The 20,606-nt window shown below is 46.5% G+C and carries 18 protein-coding genes and 3 riboswitches; of the genes, 8 read left to right on the top strand and 10 right to left on the bottom strand.

From position 1 onward, the window contains the following. The first annotated feature begins 251 nt into the window (after positions 1–251). The gene (locus V7728_RS15495; protein ID WP_099567200.1) at positions 252–1,595 is read left to right on the top strand and encodes a 2-hydroxycarboxylate transporter family protein; all 1,344 of its coding nucleotides are present in this window, start codon (positions 252–254) and stop codon (positions 1,593–1,595) included. Positions 1,596–1,629: 34 nt separating this feature from the next. Here V7728_RS15495 and V7728_RS15490 read toward each other — a convergent pair whose 3' ends face one another. From V7728_RS15490 to V7728_RS15475, 4 genes are all read right to left on the bottom strand, one after another. After that, entirely contained in the window at positions 1,630–2,472 is an 843-nt protein-coding gene (locus V7728_RS15490) for a polysaccharide deacetylase family protein (protein WP_012118785.1), read from the bottom strand. 99 nt (positions 2,473–2,571) lie between these two features. Then, positions 2,572–3,672 (bottom strand): ABC transporter ATP-binding protein, encoded by a 1,101-nt coding sequence (locus tag V7728_RS15485; RefSeq protein ID WP_061581619.1) that lies wholly within the window; start codon positions 3,670–3,672, stop codon positions 2,572–2,574. A gap of 116 nt (positions 3,673–3,788) precedes the next feature. Next, positions 3,789–4,682 (bottom strand): PucR family transcriptional regulator, encoded by an 894-nt coding sequence (locus tag V7728_RS15480; protein WP_072589714.1) that lies wholly within the window; start codon positions 4,680–4,682, stop codon positions 3,789–3,791. A gap of 166 nt (positions 4,683–4,848) precedes the next feature. Beyond that, positions 4,849–5,685, bottom strand: coding sequence for a YitT family protein (locus V7728_RS15475; protein WP_003150818.1), 837 nt, complete (start codon positions 5,683–5,685; stop codon positions 4,849–4,851). A 65-nt stretch (positions 5,686–5,750) separates the two neighbouring features. Continuing rightward, positions 5,751–5,852: riboswitch (guanidine-I (ykkC/yxkD leader) on the bottom strand. Positions 5,853–6,198: 346 nt separating this feature from the next. Here V7728_RS15475 and V7728_RS15470 point away from each other — a divergent pair. Next, a complete protein-coding gene (locus tag V7728_RS15470) occupies positions 6,199–6,738 on the top strand; it encodes a DUF4352 domain-containing protein (protein WP_119834765.1) in 540 nt (179 codons plus the stop codon). A gap of 46 nt (positions 6,739–6,784) precedes the next feature. On the opposite strand, the gene galE is transcribed toward V7728_RS15470, so the two are convergent. Then, positions 6,785–7,801, bottom strand: coding sequence for a UDP-glucose 4-epimerase GalE (gene galE / locus V7728_RS15465; protein WP_014419237.1), 1,017 nt, complete (start codon positions 7,799–7,801; stop codon positions 6,785–6,787). Between the two features lie 210 nt (positions 7,802–8,011). Between galE and pepT the strand changes: the two genes are divergently transcribed. The 4 genes from pepT (at position 8,012) to V7728_RS15445 (ending at position 11,954) form a co-directional block, all read left to right on the top strand. Then, positions 8,012–9,244 (top strand): peptidase T, encoded by a 1,233-nt coding sequence (gene pepT / locus V7728_RS15460; RefSeq protein WP_082998194.1) that lies wholly within the window; start codon positions 8,012–8,014, stop codon positions 9,242–9,244. A 576-nt stretch (positions 9,245–9,820) separates the two neighbouring features. Then, entirely contained in the window at positions 9,821–9,988 is a 168-nt protein-coding gene (locus tag V7728_RS15455) for a hypothetical protein (protein WP_003150808.1), read from the top strand. Positions 9,989–10,091: 103 nt separating this feature from the next. Beyond that, positions 10,092–10,568: an LURP-one-related/scramblase family protein gene (locus V7728_RS15450; protein WP_012118790.1), complete on the top strand. Its 477-nt coding sequence runs from the start codon at positions 10,092–10,094 to the stop codon at positions 10,566–10,568. An 84-nt stretch (positions 10,569–10,652) separates the two neighbouring features. Next, positions 10,653–10,739, top strand: a riboswitch (SAM riboswitch). A 78-nt stretch (positions 10,740–10,817) separates the two neighbouring features. Then, positions 10,818–11,954, top strand: a complete 1,137-nt coding sequence (locus V7728_RS15445; protein WP_012118791.1) for a 5-methyltetrahydropteroyltriglutamate--homocysteine S-methyltransferase — start codon at positions 10,818–10,820, stop codon at positions 11,952–11,954. A 36-nt stretch (positions 11,955–11,990) separates the two neighbouring features. Here the strand turns inward: V7728_RS15445 and V7728_RS15440 are convergent, their stop codons facing one another. Beyond that, the gene (locus V7728_RS15440) at positions 11,991–12,872 is read right to left on the bottom strand and encodes a methyltransferase domain-containing protein (protein WP_082998193.1); all 882 of its coding nucleotides are present in this window, start codon (positions 12,870–12,872) and stop codon (positions 11,991–11,993) included. A gap of 362 nt (positions 12,873–13,234) precedes the next feature. Beyond that, positions 13,235–13,335, top strand: a riboswitch (purine riboswitch). Positions 13,336–13,474: 139 nt separating this feature from the next. Between V7728_RS15440 and V7728_RS15435 the strand changes: the two genes are divergently transcribed. Then, a complete protein-coding gene (locus V7728_RS15435) occupies positions 13,475–14,668 on the top strand; it encodes a NupC/NupG family nucleoside CNT transporter (RefSeq protein ID WP_007407776.1) in 1,194 nt (397 codons plus the stop codon). A gap of 47 nt (positions 14,669–14,715) precedes the next feature. Here V7728_RS15435 and V7728_RS15430 read toward each other — a convergent pair whose 3' ends face one another. From V7728_RS15430 to V7728_RS15420, 3 genes are all read right to left on the bottom strand, one after another. After that, complete coding sequence (locus V7728_RS15430; protein WP_082998192.1) at positions 14,716–15,390, bottom strand: DUF3298 and DUF4163 domain-containing protein; 675 nt, start codon at positions 15,388–15,390, stop codon at positions 14,716–14,718. A gap of 140 nt (positions 15,391–15,530) precedes the next feature. Then, a complete protein-coding gene (locus tag V7728_RS15425) occupies positions 15,531–15,839 on the bottom strand; it encodes a hypothetical protein (RefSeq protein WP_038456400.1) in 309 nt (102 codons plus the stop codon). 214 nt (positions 15,840–16,053) lie between these two features. After that, positions 16,054–18,105, bottom strand: coding sequence for a catalase (locus V7728_RS15420; RefSeq protein WP_082998191.1), 2,052 nt, complete (start codon positions 18,103–18,105; stop codon positions 16,054–16,056). A 200-nt stretch (positions 18,106–18,305) separates the two neighbouring features. Between V7728_RS15420 and citH the strand changes: the two genes are divergently transcribed. After that, positions 18,306–19,586 (top strand): citrate transporter CitH, encoded by a 1,281-nt coding sequence (gene citH / locus V7728_RS15415; protein ID WP_059367523.1) that lies wholly within the window; start codon positions 18,306–18,308, stop codon positions 19,584–19,586. Positions 19,587–19,627: 41 nt separating this feature from the next. On the opposite strand, the gene bglS is transcribed toward citH, so the two are convergent. Then, positions 19,628–20,359, bottom strand: coding sequence for a beta-glucanase (gene bglS / locus V7728_RS15410; RefSeq protein WP_007407782.1), 732 nt, complete (start codon positions 20,357–20,359; stop codon positions 19,628–19,630). Positions 20,360–20,606 lie beyond the last annotated feature (247 nt).

Here is a 20,606-nt window from a genome sequence, read left to right as displayed (position 1 = left end):
ATTGTCGGATTTGTAGAGATTTTATGTCAGCACCTAGGATATTTGTCCCTTTGATATCGTACCTCTTTTTTATTCGTGTGGCGAACAAAATGCTTTTCTCGGTGAAAAATCCCGCCAAATCGCCATTTTGAGAAAGAAAATGTGAAGAAAGCATGTCCTCTAGTAAATTCATAATATATGAACAATTTAAATTTTTTAGTATACTTTAAATGGGGATATTTTTTCACTACATAACGACTGGGGGAACAAGCATGGGAGAACTTCAACCAAAATTGCAAACGGATTCAATCCAAAAACAGGAACGGACTGATAACTGGTTTGCCAGAGCAATGAATATAAGAATCGGCATTATTCCTCATCCTATCTATATCCTGCTTTTCTTGCTTATTACGGTGTTTGTCATGAGCCGTGATGTAAAAAGCGACATTCTGACATCAATTGCCGTCATGAGTTTTTTCGGATTTACCTTCGGCCAGATCGGAAAATCGATTCCGATCGTGCGTTCCATCGGCGGCCCTGCGATTCTCGCAACCTTTATTCCATCCGCTGTCGTCTACTACCACTTGCTTCCGAAAGACATTATTACTTCAACAACAGAATTCACAGAAAGCTCCAACTTTCTCTATCTATTTATTGCCGGTATCGTCGTCGGCAGTATTCTCGGGATGAAAAGAGAGACGCTCGTCAAAGCTTTCGTCAAGATTTTTATTCCGCTGATCGCCGGCTCGATCGCGGCCGCCATCGTCGGCTTATGCGTCGGGACGCTGCTCGGGCTCGGCTTTCAGCACACACTGCTTTATATTGTCGTTCCGATTATGGCGGGGGGTGTCGGTGAAGGCGCGATTCCTTTATCCATCGGCTACTCCGATATTATGCCGATGTCCCAGGGAGACGCCTTTGCGCTTGTGCTGCCGTCCATCATGCTCGGCAGCCTGTGCGCCATTATGTTATCGGGTTTGCTGAATGTCATCGGGAAACGCAAACCGGAATGGACGGGCAACGGGAAGGTTGATAAGTCTGATCATTCCGCTCCCGCATTGGAACAGCCGGCCAATGATAAAACGTTTGATTTGTCCTTTTTCGCTTCGGGCGGTATTTTAGCGGTTTCCCTCTATTTGGTCGGCATGCTGGCGCATGATTTCTTTCAGCTTCCGGCTCCTGTCGTGATGCTCGTCTTTGCCGTTCTCATTAAGCTGTTCAGGCTGGCGCCGGCTTCGATTGAAAACGGAGCCTTCGGCGTCTCGCGCTTTTTCTCGACAGCCGTGACCTATCCGCTCTTATTTGCGATCGGCGTTTCAATGACACCGTGGGACAAGCTGATTGCGGCGTTTACGATCAGCAACATCATTACCATTTTATCAATCGTCGTCACGATGATGGCCGTCGGTTTTCTGACCGGAAAATGGCTGAATTTGTACCCGATTGAGACGGCAATTATTAATGCCTGCCATTCCGGCCAGGGCGGCACCGGCGACGTCGCGATCTTGAGCGCCGCTGAACGGCTTGAGCTTATGCCGTTCGCCCAAGTGTCGACCAGAATCGGCGGAGCGATTACCGTGAGTGTCACCCTTCTGCTGCTTCATCAATTCTATTAAACTGAAAAAAGCCTCCGCATATGCGGAGGCTCTGTTATTTCATCACATTTTGAATATAAGAGCCGAATGCCGCGCCGGACATGCCCGGCGACACACGGACGCGGTGAAGCCCGTAAAGCCCCTGATCTCTTGACGCCGCTCCCGGCTCCGTCGTAACCGCCATACGGTAGCCTGACGCGGCGGCGGCTTTTAATGTTTCCTTATTATATCGTCCGACTGGGTAGCTGATCATAGACGTCCGCTGCCCGAACATTTGATCAAATAAACGCTTAGAGTCCTTCATTTCACGTCGCTGCTGCTGCGGTGTGAGCCCGTTCAATTCGAGATGGTTCATCGTATGGCTCTGAATGGAAATGCCGTGGGCGGCCATCTCCTTCATCTGCTTCTCAGTCAGATGATTCTTATGCCCGATATAGTTTCCGATCATAAAGATTGTCGCTTTCATCTTGTATTTCTTTAAAATAGGATAGGCCGCTTTCACATTGTCGGTATAGCCGTCATCAAATGTGATCAGAACACATTTTTCACGCGGCTCCTTATCCTCCGTCAGCATCAGATAGGCCTCTTCAGGAGTCATCGTATAATAGCCGTGATCATGAAGCCACTTCATATGCTGCCGGAATTCTTCCTTCGGCACACGCAGGCTGTTTCCCTCAGAAATGCTGTGGTACATCAGAATCGGCAGTCTTGCCGTTCCTTTCGTTTGAACCCAGGCGGACGTATCCGGCTCTTTTTTGATTTGGCGCTTTACAGACTTTTTATCGTGGTGCGCTTCTGCCTTCGGAATGCTTTGTTCGGCGCTTGCCTCATGGCCCGAGCAGGCGGCAAGCGTAAACACGGCAGCCAAAAGGCACATGCACATGATCATGCGTTTCATCGTTTTCCTGCTTTCTGTCTTCTATTTACTTTTTATATCGGTTATGCGTCATAAATTGTTACATCAAAAAAGCCGGACATCCAGCTGTCCGGCTTTGCGTTATGAGCGGATTCTGATTTCTGTTTCACTGTCAAAAAAGTGAGCTTTATTCATGTCGAAAGCGACGGTCAATTCCTCACCGGCACGTATGTCATGGCGGGCGTCAATCCGGGCGATAAAATCCTGATCCCCGATCCGGGAATAAACCATAATTTCTGACCCGAGCAATTCCGCGACATTGATTTTAGCTGTGATGGATGAATTCTTATAGGATTCTACCACAATCAGCTCATCATGTATGTCTTCCGGGCGGATGCCGAAGATAACCTCTTTGCCGGCATACCCTTTTTCCCGGAGCATTTTCATTTTCCCTTCCGGCACGCTGAGAGCGGCTGAACCGATCTGAATGGCGCCGTCCGTCAGCTTTCCTTTGAAAAAGTTCATCGCTGGGGAGCCGATAAACCCGCCGACAAATACGTTTTCGGGATGTTCATACACGTCTTTCGGCGTGCCGATCTGCTGAATTTTTCCGTCCTTCATGACGACGATGCGTGTCGCCATCGTCAGTGCTTCTGTTTGGTCGTGCGTCACATAGATTGTGGTTGTTTGCAGCCTTTGATGCAGCTTAATAATTTCTGCCCGCATCTGCACCCGAAGCTTTGCGTCCAGATTTGACAGCGGCTCATCCATTAAAAACACTTTGGCGTCCCTGACAATCGCCCGGCCTAATGCAACCCGCTGCCGCTGCCCGCCGGAGAGCGCCTTCGGTTTGCGGTGCAGATACTCTGTGAGCCCCAGCATTTTCGCCGCTTCCTCGACCCGTTTTTTTATCTCAGGTTTCGGCATCTTCCTCAGCTTCAGACCGAAAGCGATATTATCATAGACCGTCATGTGCGGATATAACGCATAGTTTTGAAACACCATGGCGATATCCCTGTCTTTAGGAGCGATGTCATTCACTCTCGTGTCACCGATATAGAAATCGCCCTTCGTAATGTCTTCCAGCCCGGCAACCATCCGCAATGTTGTCGACTTGCCGCACCCCGACGGACCGACAAACACAATAAACTCTTTATCTTTAATATGAAGGTTAAAATCATCGACAGCCGCTTCTTTTTGATCGTAATACTTATAAATATGCTCCAGCCGAAGTTCCGCCATGTCATCTCCCCCTTTTTGCAAACGCTTTCTTTAATAAGATTGTAACAGCGTCAGACGGCGGCGGATATAGGCAATGTTCATAAAAAAAGTCCGCTGCCTTCGTGCACATTTCCCATTTAATGTGATTTTTCATACTGCAGACAAATGAAATAAGCCAGCAGGGCGCCCCGATATGTCTTAATATCAATACCCGAGCGTTCCGCAAATTTATCAATCCGATATTGAAGACTGTTGCGGTGCAAATGCAGTCTTTTCGATGTGAGCGACATGTTCGAGTTATGTTCAATAAAAGTCTGAATCGTATGCTTCAGCTCCGGTTCTTTCTGAAACAGCAGCACCGCTTCTTCGTGAAGCAAGGCTGAGAGCTTTTCTCTGCTTTCTTCCGTGAGCATGGCCGGAAATACCGTTTCCGCGGTCAGCGTGCTCAGCTGCGGGAGATAACGCCGGCCAATCTGACAATATTGCTGTTCTCTCCGATAATGAAGGCGCAGACGTTCTCCCGCGCCATAATACCTTCCGATGAAAAAACGGACACTGAAATAAAAATCGCCTTCGAGAATCTTCACAAAAGATGCGATGTCATCCGAATCTGGCGCTTCCAGCTTTTCTTCCTCCACAATCACGCCTTGATCCCTTCCCGTCCGGACAACTGTATATGAAACCGGCCAGAAATGGCGCAGCGCTTCCGTAAATGCCCCCCAATCCCGTTCTCCCAATAAGTCATAATGGATAAAACGGACACGAGGCTCCTTGACATCAGGCACCGGGCCTTCTTCCAGCAGAAACCGCCGCCACCTCTTTGCTGCCGCCGTCTCCGGAAAAAAATCGCCTTTTTCTTCAGCGGGCGTCAAAAGTGATTCCAGAAGCAGTTTCTCCTTCGGGGTGATATCCTCCTTCGGAATGGCGACATAGACCCGCCTTTTCTCATCATAAAAGCAAAAGACATCCTCCGCCGTACAGCACTTATCAGACAACACAGCCCTCGGGTAAATTGCCAATAACGGGTTCATATGCGCTCCTCTCTATCGCTCTATCATATTTTCAGTATAAAACGTCCGGCCGATTGTATCCACTTCGTTTTAAGAAACAGCTTTCAGGCTATTTCCCGGGAAACGGATCATAACAGCTTCTGCCGGCATAAGAAAAAAACCCTCCGCGCCGGCAGAGGGATCCTTTTTATTTAGAGATATCGACGAAGCCTTCACCAAAGACGTCACGCACATCATGAACAATGACAAACGCTTTTGTATCACAGCTTTTAATAATTTTTTTGAGCATGGAAAGCTCTTGTTTCTGGATGACGATATATAAAATTTCTTTCGACTGCCCCGTGTAATTTCCTTTACCCGACAGCAGCGTAACCCCTCTGTCCATAAGCGTGTTGACCTGTTCGGCGATTTCGTGCTTATGCTCAGATATAATCGTCACCGCTTTTTTCGTATTCAGGCCTTCAATGATAAAGTCCATCACCTTCGTTCCGATGTACAGCATGACAATGGTAAACATCATTTTTTCTGCACCGATGATGAAATAAGAACTGAAGACGACAATCAGATCAAAGAACAAAAGCGCATAGCTGATATTCCAATCGAGATATTTGTTCGCAATCCTCGCCAAAATGGCAGAACCCGCAGTCGTGCCTCCGACTCGAATAATGATCCCGATTCCGACACCGGCAAACACACCCGCAAAAATAGTATTAATAATGAGTTCATGTGAAGGCGAGTGCCAATCATGCGTCAGATGCAGAAACAGTGAGTTGGCGACAACCGTAATGATCGTATAAAGCGTTGTTTTTCCGTCTAAGAATTTATATCCGATAATCAATAAGATCCCGTTCAAAATGATATTCGTCACCCCGGGCGACCATTCAAACACATAGTACAAAATCAGGGTGATTCCCGTTACCCCGCCCTCTCCAAGATCATTCGGAATGGCGAATAAATTAACGGCCAAAGCAAAGATAAAAGCCCCAATAATCAGCATCAGCACATCCAGCAATCTCTTTTTCATCCCAGACACTCCCTTTATATAAAATCAAAAAAGCCCGGGAGAGCACTCTTCATTAAAAGAGCAGAAACTCCCGGGCTTTTATCCCAACGTGTCACAGCAGGAACCTGCTGTGTGTTTTCTCTCGGTCCAGACCAATTCAGCATTGCGGAACCCTAGAAAACCACTGTTTTTTATGTTCAGTTTTTGTATATCTTTCAAGATTATACGGGAAATCACGAACATGTTCAACCACTCTTTTTTCCATAAACGTATAAAAAATTCGAACGAACTGCCGATACTAAAAAAGGTCCTTAAAATACATGACTAAAAAATCATTAAAATACTTTTTTTCTCAAAATATTATTGACTATAGGTTATTTTACAGGCATTATAGTATGTAGTTTTCAAGAAATAGTTTACATAGGAGGAAATATTATGGCAGGCAACCTGGTGTCTTGTAAGGCATGCGGCAAAGAAATCGCTAAAGGCGTTAAAAAATGCCCAAACTGCGGTAAAGATCAGAGAAACTTTTTTATGAGACATAAAATTATCACATTGCTTCTGGCAGTAGTGGTTATTATCATTCTCGTAAACATCGGCGGCGGAGGCGGATCTTCATCATCTAAAACCGCGTCTTCAAAAGCTGCGGAATCCAAGGAAAAACTGTATAACATCGGTGACACTGTTAAGACTGAGAAAACTGAAGTTACTGTTACGAAAGTCGAAAAAAGAGATTCAGTAGGCTCTCAATTTGTCGAGAAAAAAGCATCTGACGGCGGCGTTATCGTAGCTGTTCAATACACAGTTAAAAATGTTTCAAACAAGCCGTTAAGCTCTTTCTCCATTCCAAGAGCGAAATTAGTAGATTCTAAAGGAACATCCTATGATTCAGATATTGATGCTTCTTCAAGCTATGCAACAGAAACAAAAGTAGACAACAGTAAAATTTTAAGTGACTTGAACCCGAACATTAAAGTTACTGACGTAAAAGCTTTTGAAGTTGATAAAAACGCATACTCTAAAGGCACTTGGAAATTAAAGTTCAGCAACGATGTTGAAGTGAAAATTAAATAATGACCGTAATAAAAGAGACCTTCACCATTTGAAGGTCTCTTTCTTTTTACACCTTTTGGTACCCGTTCACATTGGAGGACTGCCACTTCCAAGAGTCGGCGCACATTTCTTCAAGTCCGCGCTTTGCTTCCCAGCCTAATTCAGCCTTTGCTTTTGCCGGGTCTGCGAAGCATGCGGCGATGTCTCCCGGGCGCCGGGCGGCAAAACGGTACGGCACTTCTTTTCCCGATACTTTTTCAAACGCCTTGACCATCTCAAGAACGCTGTAGCCTCTTCCCGTGCCGAGATTATAGGCGTCGGCGCCCGTTGTGTTCAGCACCTTCTCAAGCGCTCTGACGTGGCCCTCGGCAAGGTCAACGACATGGATGTAATCCCGCACGCCGGTGCCGTCCTTTGTCGGATAATCATTGCCGAACACCTGCAATTGCTCAAGCTTGCCGACAGCGACTTGTGCGACGTACGGCATTAAATTATTCGGGATGCCGTTCGGGTCTTCTCCGATCCGCCCGCTCGGGTGCGCGCCGAACGGATTAAAGTAGCGGAGCAGCGCAATGCTCCATTCAGAATCCGCTTTATGCAGATCGCGTAAAATCTGTTCCAGCATCAGCTTTGTCTGCCCGTAAGGATTGGTCGCGCTTAATGGAAAATCCTCAGTGATCGGCGTTGTTTCCGGAACGCCGTAAACCGTCGCTGAAGAACTGAAGACGATTTTTTTCACACCGTGTGCCTGCATGGCTTCACATAAAATAAACGTCCCCGTCAGATTATTATGATAATAACGGAGCGGAACAGCCACAGACTCACCGACGGCTTTTAATCCCGCAAAATGAATGACGGCTTCAATCTCATTTTCAGCAAACACCCGGTGAACGGCGTCACGGTCAAGGAGATCCGCTTCATAAAATACAAGCCCTTTTCCGGTAATGTCTTTCACACGCTCCAATGCTTCCGGTGAACTATTTGACAGATTATCCAAAACCACGATGTCATAGCCGCCGTTTAACAGCTCGACACATGTGTGGCTTCCGATATAACCCGCTCCGCCTGTCACTAAAATCGCCATGAAGAAAGCCTCCCCTATTGAATGAATTGACCATATTATATCGGTTTTTTCTTCCTCAATCATCCATTTCCAAAAAGTTTAATCGTTTAGTCATCGTTTCTTCATAATTTGTTTTCATTCGCGTAATACACAGAGCCCTCGATTCAAACGGGTTGTGAAATAGAAATCCCTCCCCCGCGCATGGTAAGATAAGACAAAGGAGATGACGGTATGAAAAATGAAATCATTGAACGCTTTACCTCTTATGTAAAAGTCGATACACAGTCTGACGAAAACAATGAAAACTGCCCTTCAACCCCCGGCCAGCTGACATTGGCCAACATGCTGGCAGATGAATTAAAGTCGATCGGCATGACAGACATCACAGTCGATGACAATGGGTACGTCATGGCGACTCTGCCGGCAAATACGGATAAAGACGTGCCGACTGTCGGTTTTCTGGCTCACGTGGACACCGCGACCGATTTTACCGGGAAAAATGTGAATCCTCAGATTATTGAGAGCTACGACGGACATGATATCGTTCTGAATGACAAACTCAATGTCGTCCTGTCGCCTGAGCAATTCCCGGAGCTCTCCCGCTATAAAGGCCAGACGCTGATCACAACAGACGGCACGACGCTGCTCGGAGCCGACAACAAAGCGGGCATTGCCGAAATCATGACGGCAATGGCGTACTTGATCAAACATCCGGACATCAAACACGGAACGATCCGGGTCGCGTTTACGCCCGATGAAGAAATCGGCAGAGGCCCTCACAAATTCGATGTCGGCCGCTTCAACGCCGCATTCGCCTACACGATAGACGGAGGCCCCCTCGGCGAACTGCAATATGAAAGCTTTAACGCAGCCGCCGCAAAGCTTACTTGTTACGGAAAAAGCGTCCACCCGGGAACGGCGAAAAACAAAATGGTCAACGCTTCAAAAATCGCGATGGAATTTCATCACGCGCTGCCGAAAGAAGAAGCGCCGGAATATACGGAAGGGTATAAAGGCTTCTATCATTTACTTTCCATGAACGGAGACGTTTCTGAAGCCGCCCTGTCGTACATCATCAGAGACTTTGACAGAGACCGCTTTGCAGAACGAAAAGAATATATGCAGAAAACCGCCGATGCGCTGGCGGCCAAATACGGCAACGAAAGCATCAAGCTTGAACTGCGTGATCAATATTACAACATGAGAGAAAAAATCGAACCGGTCAAAGAGATAGTCGATGTCGCCTATCAAGCCATGAAAAACCTCGATATCGAACCGATTATCGAACCGATCCGGGGCGGAACCGACGGATCACAGCTCTCTTACATGGGGCTGCCGACACCGAACATTTTTACGGGCGGCCAAAACTTCCACGGAAAATATGAATACATTTCCGTCGATCATATGGAAAAGGCGGTAAACGTCATTGTTGAAATCGCCAGGCTCTTTGAAGAGCGCGCTTAAAACCAAAGCCCCCTGCTTTGGTTTTTTTCTTTCACATGAAACCTTTCCTTCTTTCTTTCCGTATATAAGGTATGAATTGGAAAGAAGGAGTGAAGACTATGGCAAGAGGGACTGTAGCGAAAGAATTGAAAAAAACCTTAAAAGACCCGCGTATTCTGGAGACGAAATCAAACCCTTTTAAAAAACTGCGGAAAATGTTCAAACGATTTTTTTAAGATAACATCTCGTTTTCTTTAAAAAAATAAAGAAAGCGCTGTCATCCTGCAGTCATCTGTTAGAAGCAGTTATTTTGCATATGATAAGGTTTTTTAGGGTACTGAATAACACAAGGCAAACGAAAACACTGAAGTAGTTAATTAGACACTTACAAAAAATAGTGAAAAAGTTATATAAACGATCGTCATTCATCAGCCGATACAATCTATAGAACCACAACAAGAGCAAAATCTCTTCAACCCATAGTCATTTTTACGGAAAATGACGTTATTTTTTAAAAAAGTGACAATTGTTTGAATACTTTTCGTTTGTTTTTTCGTACAATAATAATACCAAAACTTTTTTTGGGAGGTATGTAAAATGATGCTACTTATTTTTGCTGCTTTGACAGGGTATCTTGTTTTCTCTTTCAGTAAGGACAACCGCCGGAAAACGCCAAAGACAAGCCCGCTGGTGACAGCTGCCGACACGAATAACATCATTGATTTAAATGCGATCCGTCAAAAACGCCGGATGCCGCTATCATAAAAACGACAGCTGCCGCAAAATCGGCAGCCTTTTTTTTATGCACCCGGCCGATATGAAACCAACCGCCTCCTTTTTTCGTACAACATAAAAAAGGAGTTTTTTTATGTACCATTTTTACATCAAAGAGCGAATGTTTACGTTTAAGAATCGTTTTCAAGTGTTTCTTGAAAGCGGAAAAGAAGTCTACAATGTTGAAGGAAAGCTGTTTTCATTCGGTGATGAACTGAAACTGACTGATTTGGACGGCCGAACGCTCGCCAGCGTCAACCAGAAACTGATGTCGCTCGTTCCCCGTTACGAGATTTCCGTCAGCGGCAAACCCGTCTGCCAAGTCATCAAGAAAGTCACGTTTTTCAAACCGAAATTTGAAATTTCCGGACTCGGCTGGGATCTTACCGGCGATGTGTGGGGCCGGAATTTTCAAGTGACAGACGGAAAATCAAACCGGATGACCGTCACCAAATCATGGATGAGCTGGGGCGATTCCTATCATTTGCAGATTGAAAAGGAAGAGGATATCGTTCTTTGTCTCGCGATCGCCATTGTGATAGATATGATTCTATTTGAGGGTGATAAATAAAAATATTTATCGAAATATATTGACAATATAAGATAATATACTAAGATTAAGAGTATTACAGTTTATTCTGAAAAATAGCATATTTCCTTATCAAGAGAGGTGGAGGGACTGGCCCTATGATACCCGGCAACCGCTGTTCAGCAGAACGGTGCTAAATCCTGAAGATAAGGTTGAGATTTGCGGACGCAAGCTCTTCCCTATCCGAGGGAAGAGTTTTTTTATATTTCATCAGGAAAGAAGGAATCGTTCATGTCACAGCAAAACACAGAACAACCATTGCATACGCTTCTAAGAAAAAACCCGCCGTTTCGCGCGGATCAGGTCGGAAGTCTGCTGCGGCCGGCGGCTGTGAAGCAAGCCCGCCTGCAAAGAGCGGCGGGTGAGATTTCGGCAGAACAGCTGCGCGAAATCGAAAACAAAGAAATCATCCGCAGTGTGAAAAAGCAGAAAGAAACCGGCCTCAATGTCGTGACTGACGGCGAATTCCGCCGGGCCTGGTGGCATTTTGATTTTCTCGAAAATTTAGACGGCGTCGAAGCGTTTACGCCTGAAAGCGGCATTCAATTTCACAACGTACAGACGAAAGCGCGCGGCATTAAAGTAACGGGAGATATTGATTTTTCTCAGCATCCGATGCTCGAAGATTATAAATTCCTGCACAGCATTGCCGGCGATGCTGTTCCGAAAATGACCATCCCAAGTCCGAATATGCTGTTTTTCCGCGGAAAATTGGAAAAAGCGGCCTACCAGAATGATTACAAACAATTTCAGCACGATGTGTCAAAAGCGTATAAAAAAGCGATTCAAGCTTTCTATGACGCCGGGTGCCGCTACCTTCAGCTCGATGACACCGCATGGGCCGTTTTCTTATCAGAAGCTGGGCTTCGTCAGATTGAAGCTTTCGGCACGACGCCGGATGAGCTGCGCAAGCTGTTTGCCGCTTCCATTAATGACGCCATCAAGGATCGCCCTGACGATCTGAAGGTTACGATGCATATCTGCCGCGGCAACTTCCAATCCACTTGGACGGCTGAAGGCGGCTATGATGCAGCGGCTGAAACGATTTTTGACGGGCTTGATCTTGACGGATTGTTTCTGGAATATGATGATTCCCGCTCCGGCGGCTTTGAACCGCTCCGTTATGTCAAACGCTCTGATCTTCAGCTTGTGCTTGGCTTGATTACGTCGAAACATGGCGAACTTGAAGACAAGGACGCGATTAAACGCCGCATTGAAGAGGCTTCACAATATGTCAGCCTGGATCAGCTTTGCCTCAGCCCGCAATGCGGATTCGCCTCCACTGAGGAAGGAAACCTGATCACAGAAGAACAGCAATGGGCGAAACTGCGCCATGTCGTCAACATTGCCGGTGAAGTCTGGAAATAAAAAAAAAAGACACGCGATTAGCGTGTCTTTTCCGTTTTACAGCGGATCGGTTCCGATTAAAATATCGATATCTATCGTGACATCAGCCTCTTTCCGGCTGATAAACCGCCGGATGCTGTCATCAGTACATTTCCATGTTAAGGGCGTCATTTTCACAAGCCGCTCGAGGTCAAGCTGCGCTAAAGTCTTTGTGTAACACAGCCGTTTGCGCTCAAAGGTTTGAAAGCCCGCTTGGAATCGTCCGGCCGCAGAATCGGCGGTGTCATTCCGCCGAGGGCTGTCTCCGAAGAAGAATTCCCTTACTTCCTTCAAATAATCACGCCGCGGCACCGCTTTAATGACTGTGCCGCCCTTTCGTAAAAGCCTGCTGCATTCCTTGTAATTCCAAGGTGATAAAACAGACATCACGACATCAAAACAGCTGTCGGCAAACGGCGCATCCGCCACATCAGCGACGGCAAAAACCATATGATTCCCGAAGGCCTTTGCGGCATGCAGCACACCTTCTTTCGAGAGATCAATGCCGATTCCCGTCACGGAAAAAGCAGGCTGAAGCCATTTGCATACGGCGGCTAAATGAGACCCTTCTCCGCACCCCGCATCCAATATCGCCGCTGATGTTTGCGGAGATTGAATATGGGTGATGATGGCGGCAATCTCCTTTTGAACCGGCGCAAAAAATTCCCGGCTGTCAAAAAGCTCGCGTCTCGCTTCGAACAGCTGCCTGTCATAGCGGGTTTTGACCGATTTATTGAGGAAATTCACATATCCTTGTTTTGATATATCAAATGTATGCCCCTGTCCGCAAATCAAGCTTCGGTATTGTGAGACCGCCATGGCCGACCGGCATAGCGGACACCTGAACACGGACTGGCATGATTGCAGTAATTCCGCGCGTTTTCTTTTTATAGACGTCAAAAAAACACCTCATTCATTCGTTATTCCGATGAAATGAAAAAGGCATAGACAAATAAACCTTGCTGAATTGGAAGGTTTAACCTATTTATCTATACCTCTCATTATCTGTAACGAATGAACTGGATGATCACGAAAATGACCCCTTTTCTGCCGTCTTTTGAAGGCTGTGCCCTCAGATCCATTTTATCAGCTGCATCCCGTCTTTACAATGAATCGGAACGGTTTTCAGGGGTTTTTTATACCTTTATTATCCAATTACTTATGCACATCCTTTATTTTCTTTATTTATAATATAAATTTATTATTTTGAAAATATCTAAAAAGGTTGATTTTCAAAAATTGAAACGATAAAATACTGCTATCTCATGTAATATCGTTATTCTTGTATATGATCAGTAATATGGTCTGATTGTTTCTACCTAGTGCCGTAAAAGACTAGACTACAAGAAAGTTTGCATAAATTTGAACGAGTGAAAAGCATATGATGCTGTCAGTCTATTCTTTTCTTTTGGCTCTTATTTATCACACTTTCTGGCTTTCAGGAATTTGTGACGAATAGGAGCTTTTTTTATTTCCATAATACCCTTATAGGAGTTGCTCACATGTACTTTTTATTGAACATTGTCGGTCTCATTGTTGTCATGGCTGTTGTTTTCTTATGCTCTCCCAACAAGAAGAAGATTAAATGGCGTCCGATTGTCATGCTCCTCGTCTTTGAGTTTCTGATTACTTGGTTTATGTTAGGGACAAAAGTCGGCGGCTTTGTCATCGGGAAGATCGGCGCGTTCTTTACATGGCTGATTTCCTGCGCCAGTCAAGGGATTGCGTTCGCTTTTCCGTCTGTCATGGCGAACCCGACGGTTGATTTTTTCTTCAGCGCATTGCTGCCGATTATCTTCGTCGTGACCTTCTTTGATATGCTGTCGTATTTCGGTATTCTGCCGTGGCTCATTGATAAAATCGGCTGGCTGATTTCTAAAATATCCCGTCTGCCGAAGCTGGAGAGCTTTTTCTCCATCCAGATGATGTTTTTAGGAAATACGGAAGCTTTAGCCGTCATCCGCCAGCAGCTTGCCGCCGTCAGCAACAATCGGCTTTTGACATTCGGGCTGATGAGCATGAGCAGCATCAGCGGCTCGATCATCGGATCGTACTTGACGATGGTTCCGTCCACTTATGTGTTTACAGCCATCCCGCTGAATTGCTTAAACGCGCTTTTAATCGCCAATATGCTGAACCCCGTGGACGTTTCTAAAGAGGATGATATTATTTACGTTCCTTCAAAAGCGGAGAAAAAAGACTTCTTCTCCACGATTTCTAACAGTATGCTTGTCGGCATGAACATGGTCATTGTCATTTTAGCGATGGTGATCGGCTATGTGGCGTTAACGGCCGCGTTAAACGGCGTACTCGGACTGTTCATGCACGGGTTGACCATTCAAAAGATTTTCTCATACATCTTCAGTCCGTTTGCCTTCCTTCTCGGATTAGGCGTACATGACGCGATGTATGTCGCACAGCTGATGGGCATCAAGCTCGCGACGAATGAATTTGTGGCAATGGCCGATCTGAAAGGGCAGCTGAATTCACTTCCGCCGCACACGATTGCCGTGGCTACGACATTCCTGACATCATTCGCAAACTTCAGCACCATCGGTATGATCTACGGATCTTATCAATCTCTGCTTGATGGTGAAAAATCAGCCATCATCGGAAAAAACGTCTGGAAGCTGCTTGTCAGCGGAATTGCCGTTTCCTTATTGAGCGCGGCGATTGTCGGATTGTTTGTCTGGTAAAAGAAAAAAAGCGATACCGCTCCATTTTGGAGTGATATCGCTTTTTTTTATTGATAGACGGATGCAGGTACGAAAACGTCCCGGATTCCTGCCGCGTAAGGTCCGAGATCATATTGTCCGAACACAACGGCAATGCCGTTTTTCGTAAAGAAGAAAGGTCTTTCGCTATTCAGGATGATCTCTTGTTTTTTGACGTCCTGGTCAAACAGATCGTCATGTTTCTTGATGTAGCCGTAAAGATAGTCTCTCGTTTTGTTAGCTTTCGTTTTTGTATTCAGCACATTATCGAGTGTGACCCGTTTTTTCGCGGCCAGGTCGTAATTAAAGGTCTGAACGGATGTCAGCCCGTGTGCGCCGCCTGTGTAACTGTAGTCTTCCGTCTGAATGCTGAGCTTGCCGTCTTGATTATACTTCACCTTAAAATCTGTTTGGTATTCCGCTTTGTAGCCTTGTTTTTCACCGTCTTTTTTGTTTTTCACATATTCTTTGTACGATTGTTCAATATAGCGCTTGAAGTCCTGATTGACTTTCTTTTCAAAAGATGCGTTTCCCGTATTTGTGACCTCGGGGTATGTCAGCTGCTTTACATGCTTATACGTATGGCTTTTGACAACAGGCTTTGCGGTTTGCGCGGCCTCGGCTGAAGGCGCGAAACCTCCGAACGGCGCGGCTGTCAGCACGGTTAAGAGCACGGCCGCCATCATTTTGAATGCCTTTTTCATCACAACTCCTCCTTTTCATTACCGTTCCCTTTTTGAAAACGGGTTACACTCTATAGACAGCGCGGATCAGCAAATTGTTTCTGGGCCTTCTTTCACATTTTCTCCATGAAAAAAAGAGACATGGAAAATCCATGCCTCTTTTACCGTGAAGGTCTTTGCGCAATGGCTTCATAAACGGCTTCCGCCAAATCGGAGTTGCCGAACATCTCCAAAACGCCGATGACGGTTTGATCAGGAATCGGTTCTGATTCCTCCTTCGGCACGACAAGCTCTTCAGCCGTTTTTTGCAGCTCTTCGTTTAAAGGCTGTCCGGGATAAGCCTTGCTGTAAATGGCCATCGGATCAAGGTCATGATTGACGCACCATTGGGCAAACACCAAAATCATCATGTTTTCGTCACGCCGGTAATATTCTTCAAGTTGTTTTTCGGTAAACGGCTTCACTATCATTCGCTCCTCCAGAAAATCTACCCCTAAGATACACAAACACAGAGCGGAAGTAAACCAAAGATTATTTCACCATCAGTCAGAACCCTTTAAATAATGCAATGCCCTGACTCTCTAAAACTGTTGTCTGAATGTCCCGGACGGATTTGCACGGAAGCCATTTTCGTTTTCTTTCACAAGAAAAAAGCGCCCCTCTCATAAAAGGCGCTTTTTATTCTTATATGTTTCTGTCCCAATGCCGATGCTCAGCCACGGCCTTCAGAAATTGTTCATGGTTCCCGTCCGGAACAAGGCCGGGGCCGTTTTCGGTTCCGGCGGCGAGGGCGAGAAGTTCTTTTCCTTCACCGGAGGCGCCGATCGCTTTGTAATGGCTGAAGGCTTCGCTGACGAAGTCTCTGGCCGATTTTTGGGCTTTGAGGCTGTCTGTGCTTTGTTTACCGCCCGGAATGAAAACAGCGTCGTACAGGACGGAATCCGCTGTCAGGAAAGTGGCTGACGCTTTCAGCTCCGTACCGTTTTCTCCCTTGACGGTTCCCAGCGCGGGGCTGATGATATCGGCTCTGACTCCCGCCTGTTTGCATGCGTCAAGCACTTGTTTGACTTTCTCATCAGAAAACCCGTGGTCGGTTAAAACCGCGACCTGCCTTGTCGCTGCCGTCTTCACCGTGTTTTCCTGGCTTAAGGCCGGGGAAGTGAACGTTTCATCAGATTCACGGTCCTTCGGCGGCGGGTTCACGCCGATTCCTTTCGCAACACGCTCGGCAAGCCCGGCGTCGACGTGACTGAAGACATCAACCACCTGTTGCTGCACATCCTTGCTGTTCACTTTTCCGACTTCAAAACAGAACGCGGAGATGATATGTTCTTTCTCGGCGGGAGACATGCTGTTCCAAAACATCTTCGCCTGAGAAAAATAGTCATTGAAGCTCTCACTGCGCTGGCGGATTTTTCTGCCTTCTACTTTTTCCTGGTAATGAACGTATCCGCCTTCTTCTTCTGAAGCCGGCGACGGATCATTGTTCTGCAGGGAATTTTTATGATAGGCGACGGGACCCTTATTAATCGTCATCCGGTGGTAGCCGTCGTATTGGTTGTTATGGAACGGACAGACCGGCCGGTTGATCGGAATCTCGTGAAAATTCGGCCCGCCAAGACGGATGAGCTGTGTATCTGTATAAGAGAAAAGCCGGCCCTGAAGAAGCGGATCATTGGTGAAATCAATGCCCGGCACGACATTTCCCGGGTGAAAGGCGACCTGTTCCGTTTCCGCAAAGACATTGTCCTGATTGCGGTCAAGGGTCATTTTTCCGATCAGCTTGACGGGAACCAACTCCTCCGGCCACAGCTTCGTCGGATCAAGGATATCGAAATCAAATTTAAATTCATCTTCTTCGTCAATCATCTGAACACCGAGCTCATACTCGACTTTGCCGCCGTTTTCAATCGTTTCCCACAGGTCGCGGCGGTTGAAATCGGGATCTTTCCCGGCAATTTTCTGCGCTTCATCCCATACGAGGGAATGAACGCCGAGCACGGGTTTCCAGTGGAATTTTACAAAGCGCGCTTTTCCTTTCTCGTTGACGAAACGGAACGTATGCACGCCGAAGCCCTCCATCATCCGATAGCTCCGCGGGATGCCGCGGTCAGACATCGTCCACATGACCATGTGAGCCGACTCAGGGTTATTAGCGACAAAATCCCAGAACGTATCATGAGCCGTCGCAGCCTGCGGCATTTCATTGTGCGGTTCCGGTTTTATGGCGTGAACGAGATCCGGGAATTTGATCGCGTCCTGAATGAAGAACACCGGAATATTGTTTCCGACGAGGTCATAGTTCCCTTCTTCAGTATAAAACTTCGTCGCAAATCCCCTGGCGTCACGGACGGTGTCGGCTGACCCCTTGGAACCCGCCACTGTTGAGAAACGGACGAAAACAGGCGTTTTGACGGACGGGTCCTGCAAAAATTTCGCCCGTGTATATTCCGTCATCGGTTCGTACACCTGAAAATGCCCATGAACACCGTACCCGCGCGCATGAACGACCCGTTCCGGAATCCGCTCGTGGTCAAAGTGCGTCATTTTTTCACGAAAATGAAAATCCTCCATCAGCGTGGGGCCGCGGCCGCCCGCTTTTAAAGAATGTTCATCCTCAGACACGCGAAGCCCCTGATTGGTCGTCATTTTTTTGCCGCTGTTATCAGACCGGTACTGCTCCAGCTGTTCGTCCTTTGAGTGTTCATTTACTCGTTTGTTTTGATCATCACTCATGTCAGTTCCCCCTTTTAAAACGAAACATTCTACAGCACATTTACCCGCGGCGTTCTTCATATAAACTGCTGATCCGCTCATTAGGATTTTAGGTCTGTATTTACATATGCGGTCATACACATTTTGAAATAAGCCATTTTCACAGAAATAAATTGTGAAAACGCTTACCGAAATAGCTGTTGAACAGGGGAGGTCATATCGTGCTTGCCATACTCGGTTTTGTGATGATGATTGTCTTTATGTATCTTATTATGTCTAATCGGCTTTCCGCTCTTATTGCTTTGATTGTCGTTCCTGTTGTGTTTGCCCTGATCAGCGGATTTGGCAAAGATCTCGGCGAGATGATGATTCAAGGCGTTACAGACCTCGCTCCTACCGGGATCATGCTGTTATTCGCCATCCTGTATTTCGGCATTATGATTGACTCAGGTCTGTTTGATCCCCTCATTGCCAAAATTCTATCGCTTGTCAAAGGGGATCCGTTAAAAATCGCCATCGGCACAGCGGTTCTGACGATGACCATTTCGCTGGACGGAGATGGGACAACAACGTATATGATTACGATTGCGGCAATGCTGCCCCTTTACAAACGGCTCGGCATGAACCGTTTGGTGCTGGCGGGAATCGCGATGCTCGGTTCGGGCGTCATGAATATTATTCCGTGGGGCGGGCCGACGGCGAGGGTTTTGGCTTCCTTGAAATTGGACACGTCGGAGGTCTTCACACCGCTGATTCCTGCTATGATTGCCGGCGTTCTCTGGGTGATCGCCGTTGCTTATCTCCTCGGAAAAAAAGAACGGAAGCGGCTCGGTGTCATTTCAATTGAACACGCGCCGTCTTCTGATCCGGAGGCGGCGCCGCTGAAGCGTCCCGCTCTCCAATGGTTCAACCTGCTGCTCACTGTCGCCCTGATGGCCGCGCTGATCACCAGCCTGCTTCCCATCCCTGTTCTTTTTATGATCGCGTTCGCCATCGCCTTGATGATCAACTATCCAAATGTCAAAGAGCAGCAGAAACGGATTTCAGCGCATGCGGGTAATGCGTTAAACGTTGTCTCAATGGTGTTTGCGGCAGGCATATTCACAGGCATTCTCTCCGGCACAAGAATGGTGGATGCGATGGCGCATTCTCTCGTTTCCCTCATCCCTGATGCCATGGGCCCGCATCTGCCGTTGATCACTGCGATTGCCAGCATGCCTTTCACCTTTTTCATGTCAAATGACGCCTTTTACTTCGGTGTGCTTCCCATCATCGCCGAAGCCGCTTCCGCTTACGGAATAGACGCCGCTGAAATCGGAAGAGCCTCCTTGCTGGGCCAGCCGGTGCATCTGCTCAGCCCGCTTGTGCCATCCACCTATCTATTGGTCGGAATGGCGGGCGTCAGCTTTGGCGATCATCAAAAATTCACTATTAAATGGGCCGTGGGGACAACGATTGTGATGACGATTGCGGCGCTTTTGATTGGGATTATTTCGTTTTAATTAAAAAAGGATTTCCGCCAGCGGAAATCCTTTTCTGTACATTATTTTTTTGTATAGCGCACCCAGTCATAATGAGCGTATAGCGGATTTACACCATTGTAGGAACCGAGCCAGTCATCGACACCTATCCCATTCCACAAGTTCATCATGATCTTTCCCGGGTTTGTCGGGATTTGGCTTGTCGCAGTATGTTTTAATTGCCCATCGACATACCATTTAATAGAGTTTGGCTGCCAATCGAACGCATACGTATGATAGGCATTGGCCGCGTCAAATCCGAGATCCGCAACCTTCTCATGGTTTCCCGCGCCATTTGTATAATAGTTAAATTGAACCTTTGTCGTGTCTTTTCCTAAAAATTCGATATCAATCTCATCCCAAGGAGTGCCATCCGTTGGACCTGTATAAGTGAAGAACGATGAAACGATCCCTGTGTTTTTAGCCGGTTTCATTCTGACTTCATAAAGTCCGTAGCCATAGGTTTGAACGGAGCGGTTCTCCCCGCAGTCAAACTTGTTATAAGACGGGCTTGTCAGCGCCAAACGCATTTCACCTGATGACGTCATTGATACATTATTTGCACGCCACGTGCAGTTGAACATATCTCCATTGGAATAACCATTTGCTTTTTGCCATAATCCGGAGTTATAGCTGTTAAAAGGTTCAAAAAACGATCCGCCTGTTTGAGCTGATGCAGTAGAAGTGATCGCACACAAACTCAAAAACAATCCAGTGACAAGAAGCAGCAGCACTCGTTTCATACGATAAAACATGTCGGCATTCCCCTTTCTTTGAAAACGATTTCTTTATCGATCATACATGATTCTGTTAAAAGGGGACATCGGTCAGAATAATGATAATAATGAATCTTAAAAAAACCTAAATTACCATCAGCACAAACAGAAATGATCAGCGCTCATTGTAATTTAGGTTTTGCCTGCTTATCAGTAACAATCCTAACAAGATCATATGTGAATGTAAAAAAGTGAATACAAGAAAACAAAAATGCCAACGCTTTCA

This window comes from Bacillus sp. JHAA (assembly GCF_036961585.1).
Classification (GTDB): Bacteria; Bacillota; Bacilli; order Bacillales; family Bacillaceae; genus Bacillus; species Bacillus velezensis.
This window is presented reverse-complemented; position numbering and strand designations above follow the sequence as displayed.

Coding starts and splice junctions, on each gene's coding strand:
- V7728_RS15495 (WP_099567200.1), top strand. CDS start 252: ATGGGAGAACTTCAACCAAAATTGCAAACGGATTCAATCCAAAAACAG.
- V7728_RS15490 (WP_012118785.1), bottom strand. CDS start 2,472: ATGAAACGCATGATCATGTGCATGTGCCTTTTGGCTGCCGTGTTTACG.
- V7728_RS15485 (WP_061581619.1), bottom strand. CDS start 3,672: ATGGCGGAACTTCGGCTGGAGCATATTTATAAGTATTACGATCAAAAA.
- V7728_RS15480 (WP_072589714.1), bottom strand. CDS start 4,682: ATGAACCCGTTATTGGCAATTTACCCGAGGGCTGTGTTGTCTGATAAG.
- V7728_RS15475 (WP_003150818.1), bottom strand. CDS start 5,685: ATGAAAAAGAGATTGCTGGATGTGCTGATGCTGATTATTGGGGCTTTT.
- V7728_RS15470 (WP_119834765.1), top strand. CDS start 6,199: ATGAGACATAAAATTATCACATTGCTTCTGGCAGTAGTGGTTATTATC.
- galE (WP_014419237.1), bottom strand. CDS start 7,801: ATGGCGATTTTAGTGACAGGCGGAGCGGGTTATATCGGAAGCCACACA.
- pepT (WP_082998194.1), top strand. CDS start 8,012: ATGAAAAATGAAATCATTGAACGCTTTACCTCTTATGTAAAAGTCGAT.
- V7728_RS15455 (WP_003150808.1), top strand. CDS start 9,821: ATGATGCTACTTATTTTTGCTGCTTTGACAGGGTATCTTGTTTTCTCT.
- V7728_RS15450 (WP_012118790.1), top strand. CDS start 10,092: ATGTACCATTTTTACATCAAAGAGCGAATGTTTACGTTTAAGAATCGT.
- V7728_RS15445 (WP_012118791.1), top strand. CDS start 10,818: ATGTCACAGCAAAACACAGAACAACCATTGCATACGCTTCTAAGAAAA.
- V7728_RS15435 (WP_007407776.1), top strand. CDS start 13,475: ATGTACTTTTTATTGAACATTGTCGGTCTCATTGTTGTCATGGCTGTT.
- V7728_RS15430 (WP_082998192.1), bottom strand. CDS start 15,390: ATGAAAAAGGCATTCAAAATGATGGCGGCCGTGCTCTTAACCGTGCTG.
- V7728_RS15425 (WP_038456400.1), bottom strand. CDS start 15,839: ATGATAGTGAAGCCGTTTACCGAAAAACAACTTGAAGAATATTACCGG.
- V7728_RS15420 (WP_082998191.1), bottom strand. CDS start 18,105: ATGAGTGATGATCAAAACAAACGAGTAAATGAACACTCAAAGGACGAA.
- bglS (WP_007407782.1), bottom strand. CDS start 20,359: ATGTTTTATCGTATGAAACGAGTGCTGCTGCTTCTTGTCACTGGATTG.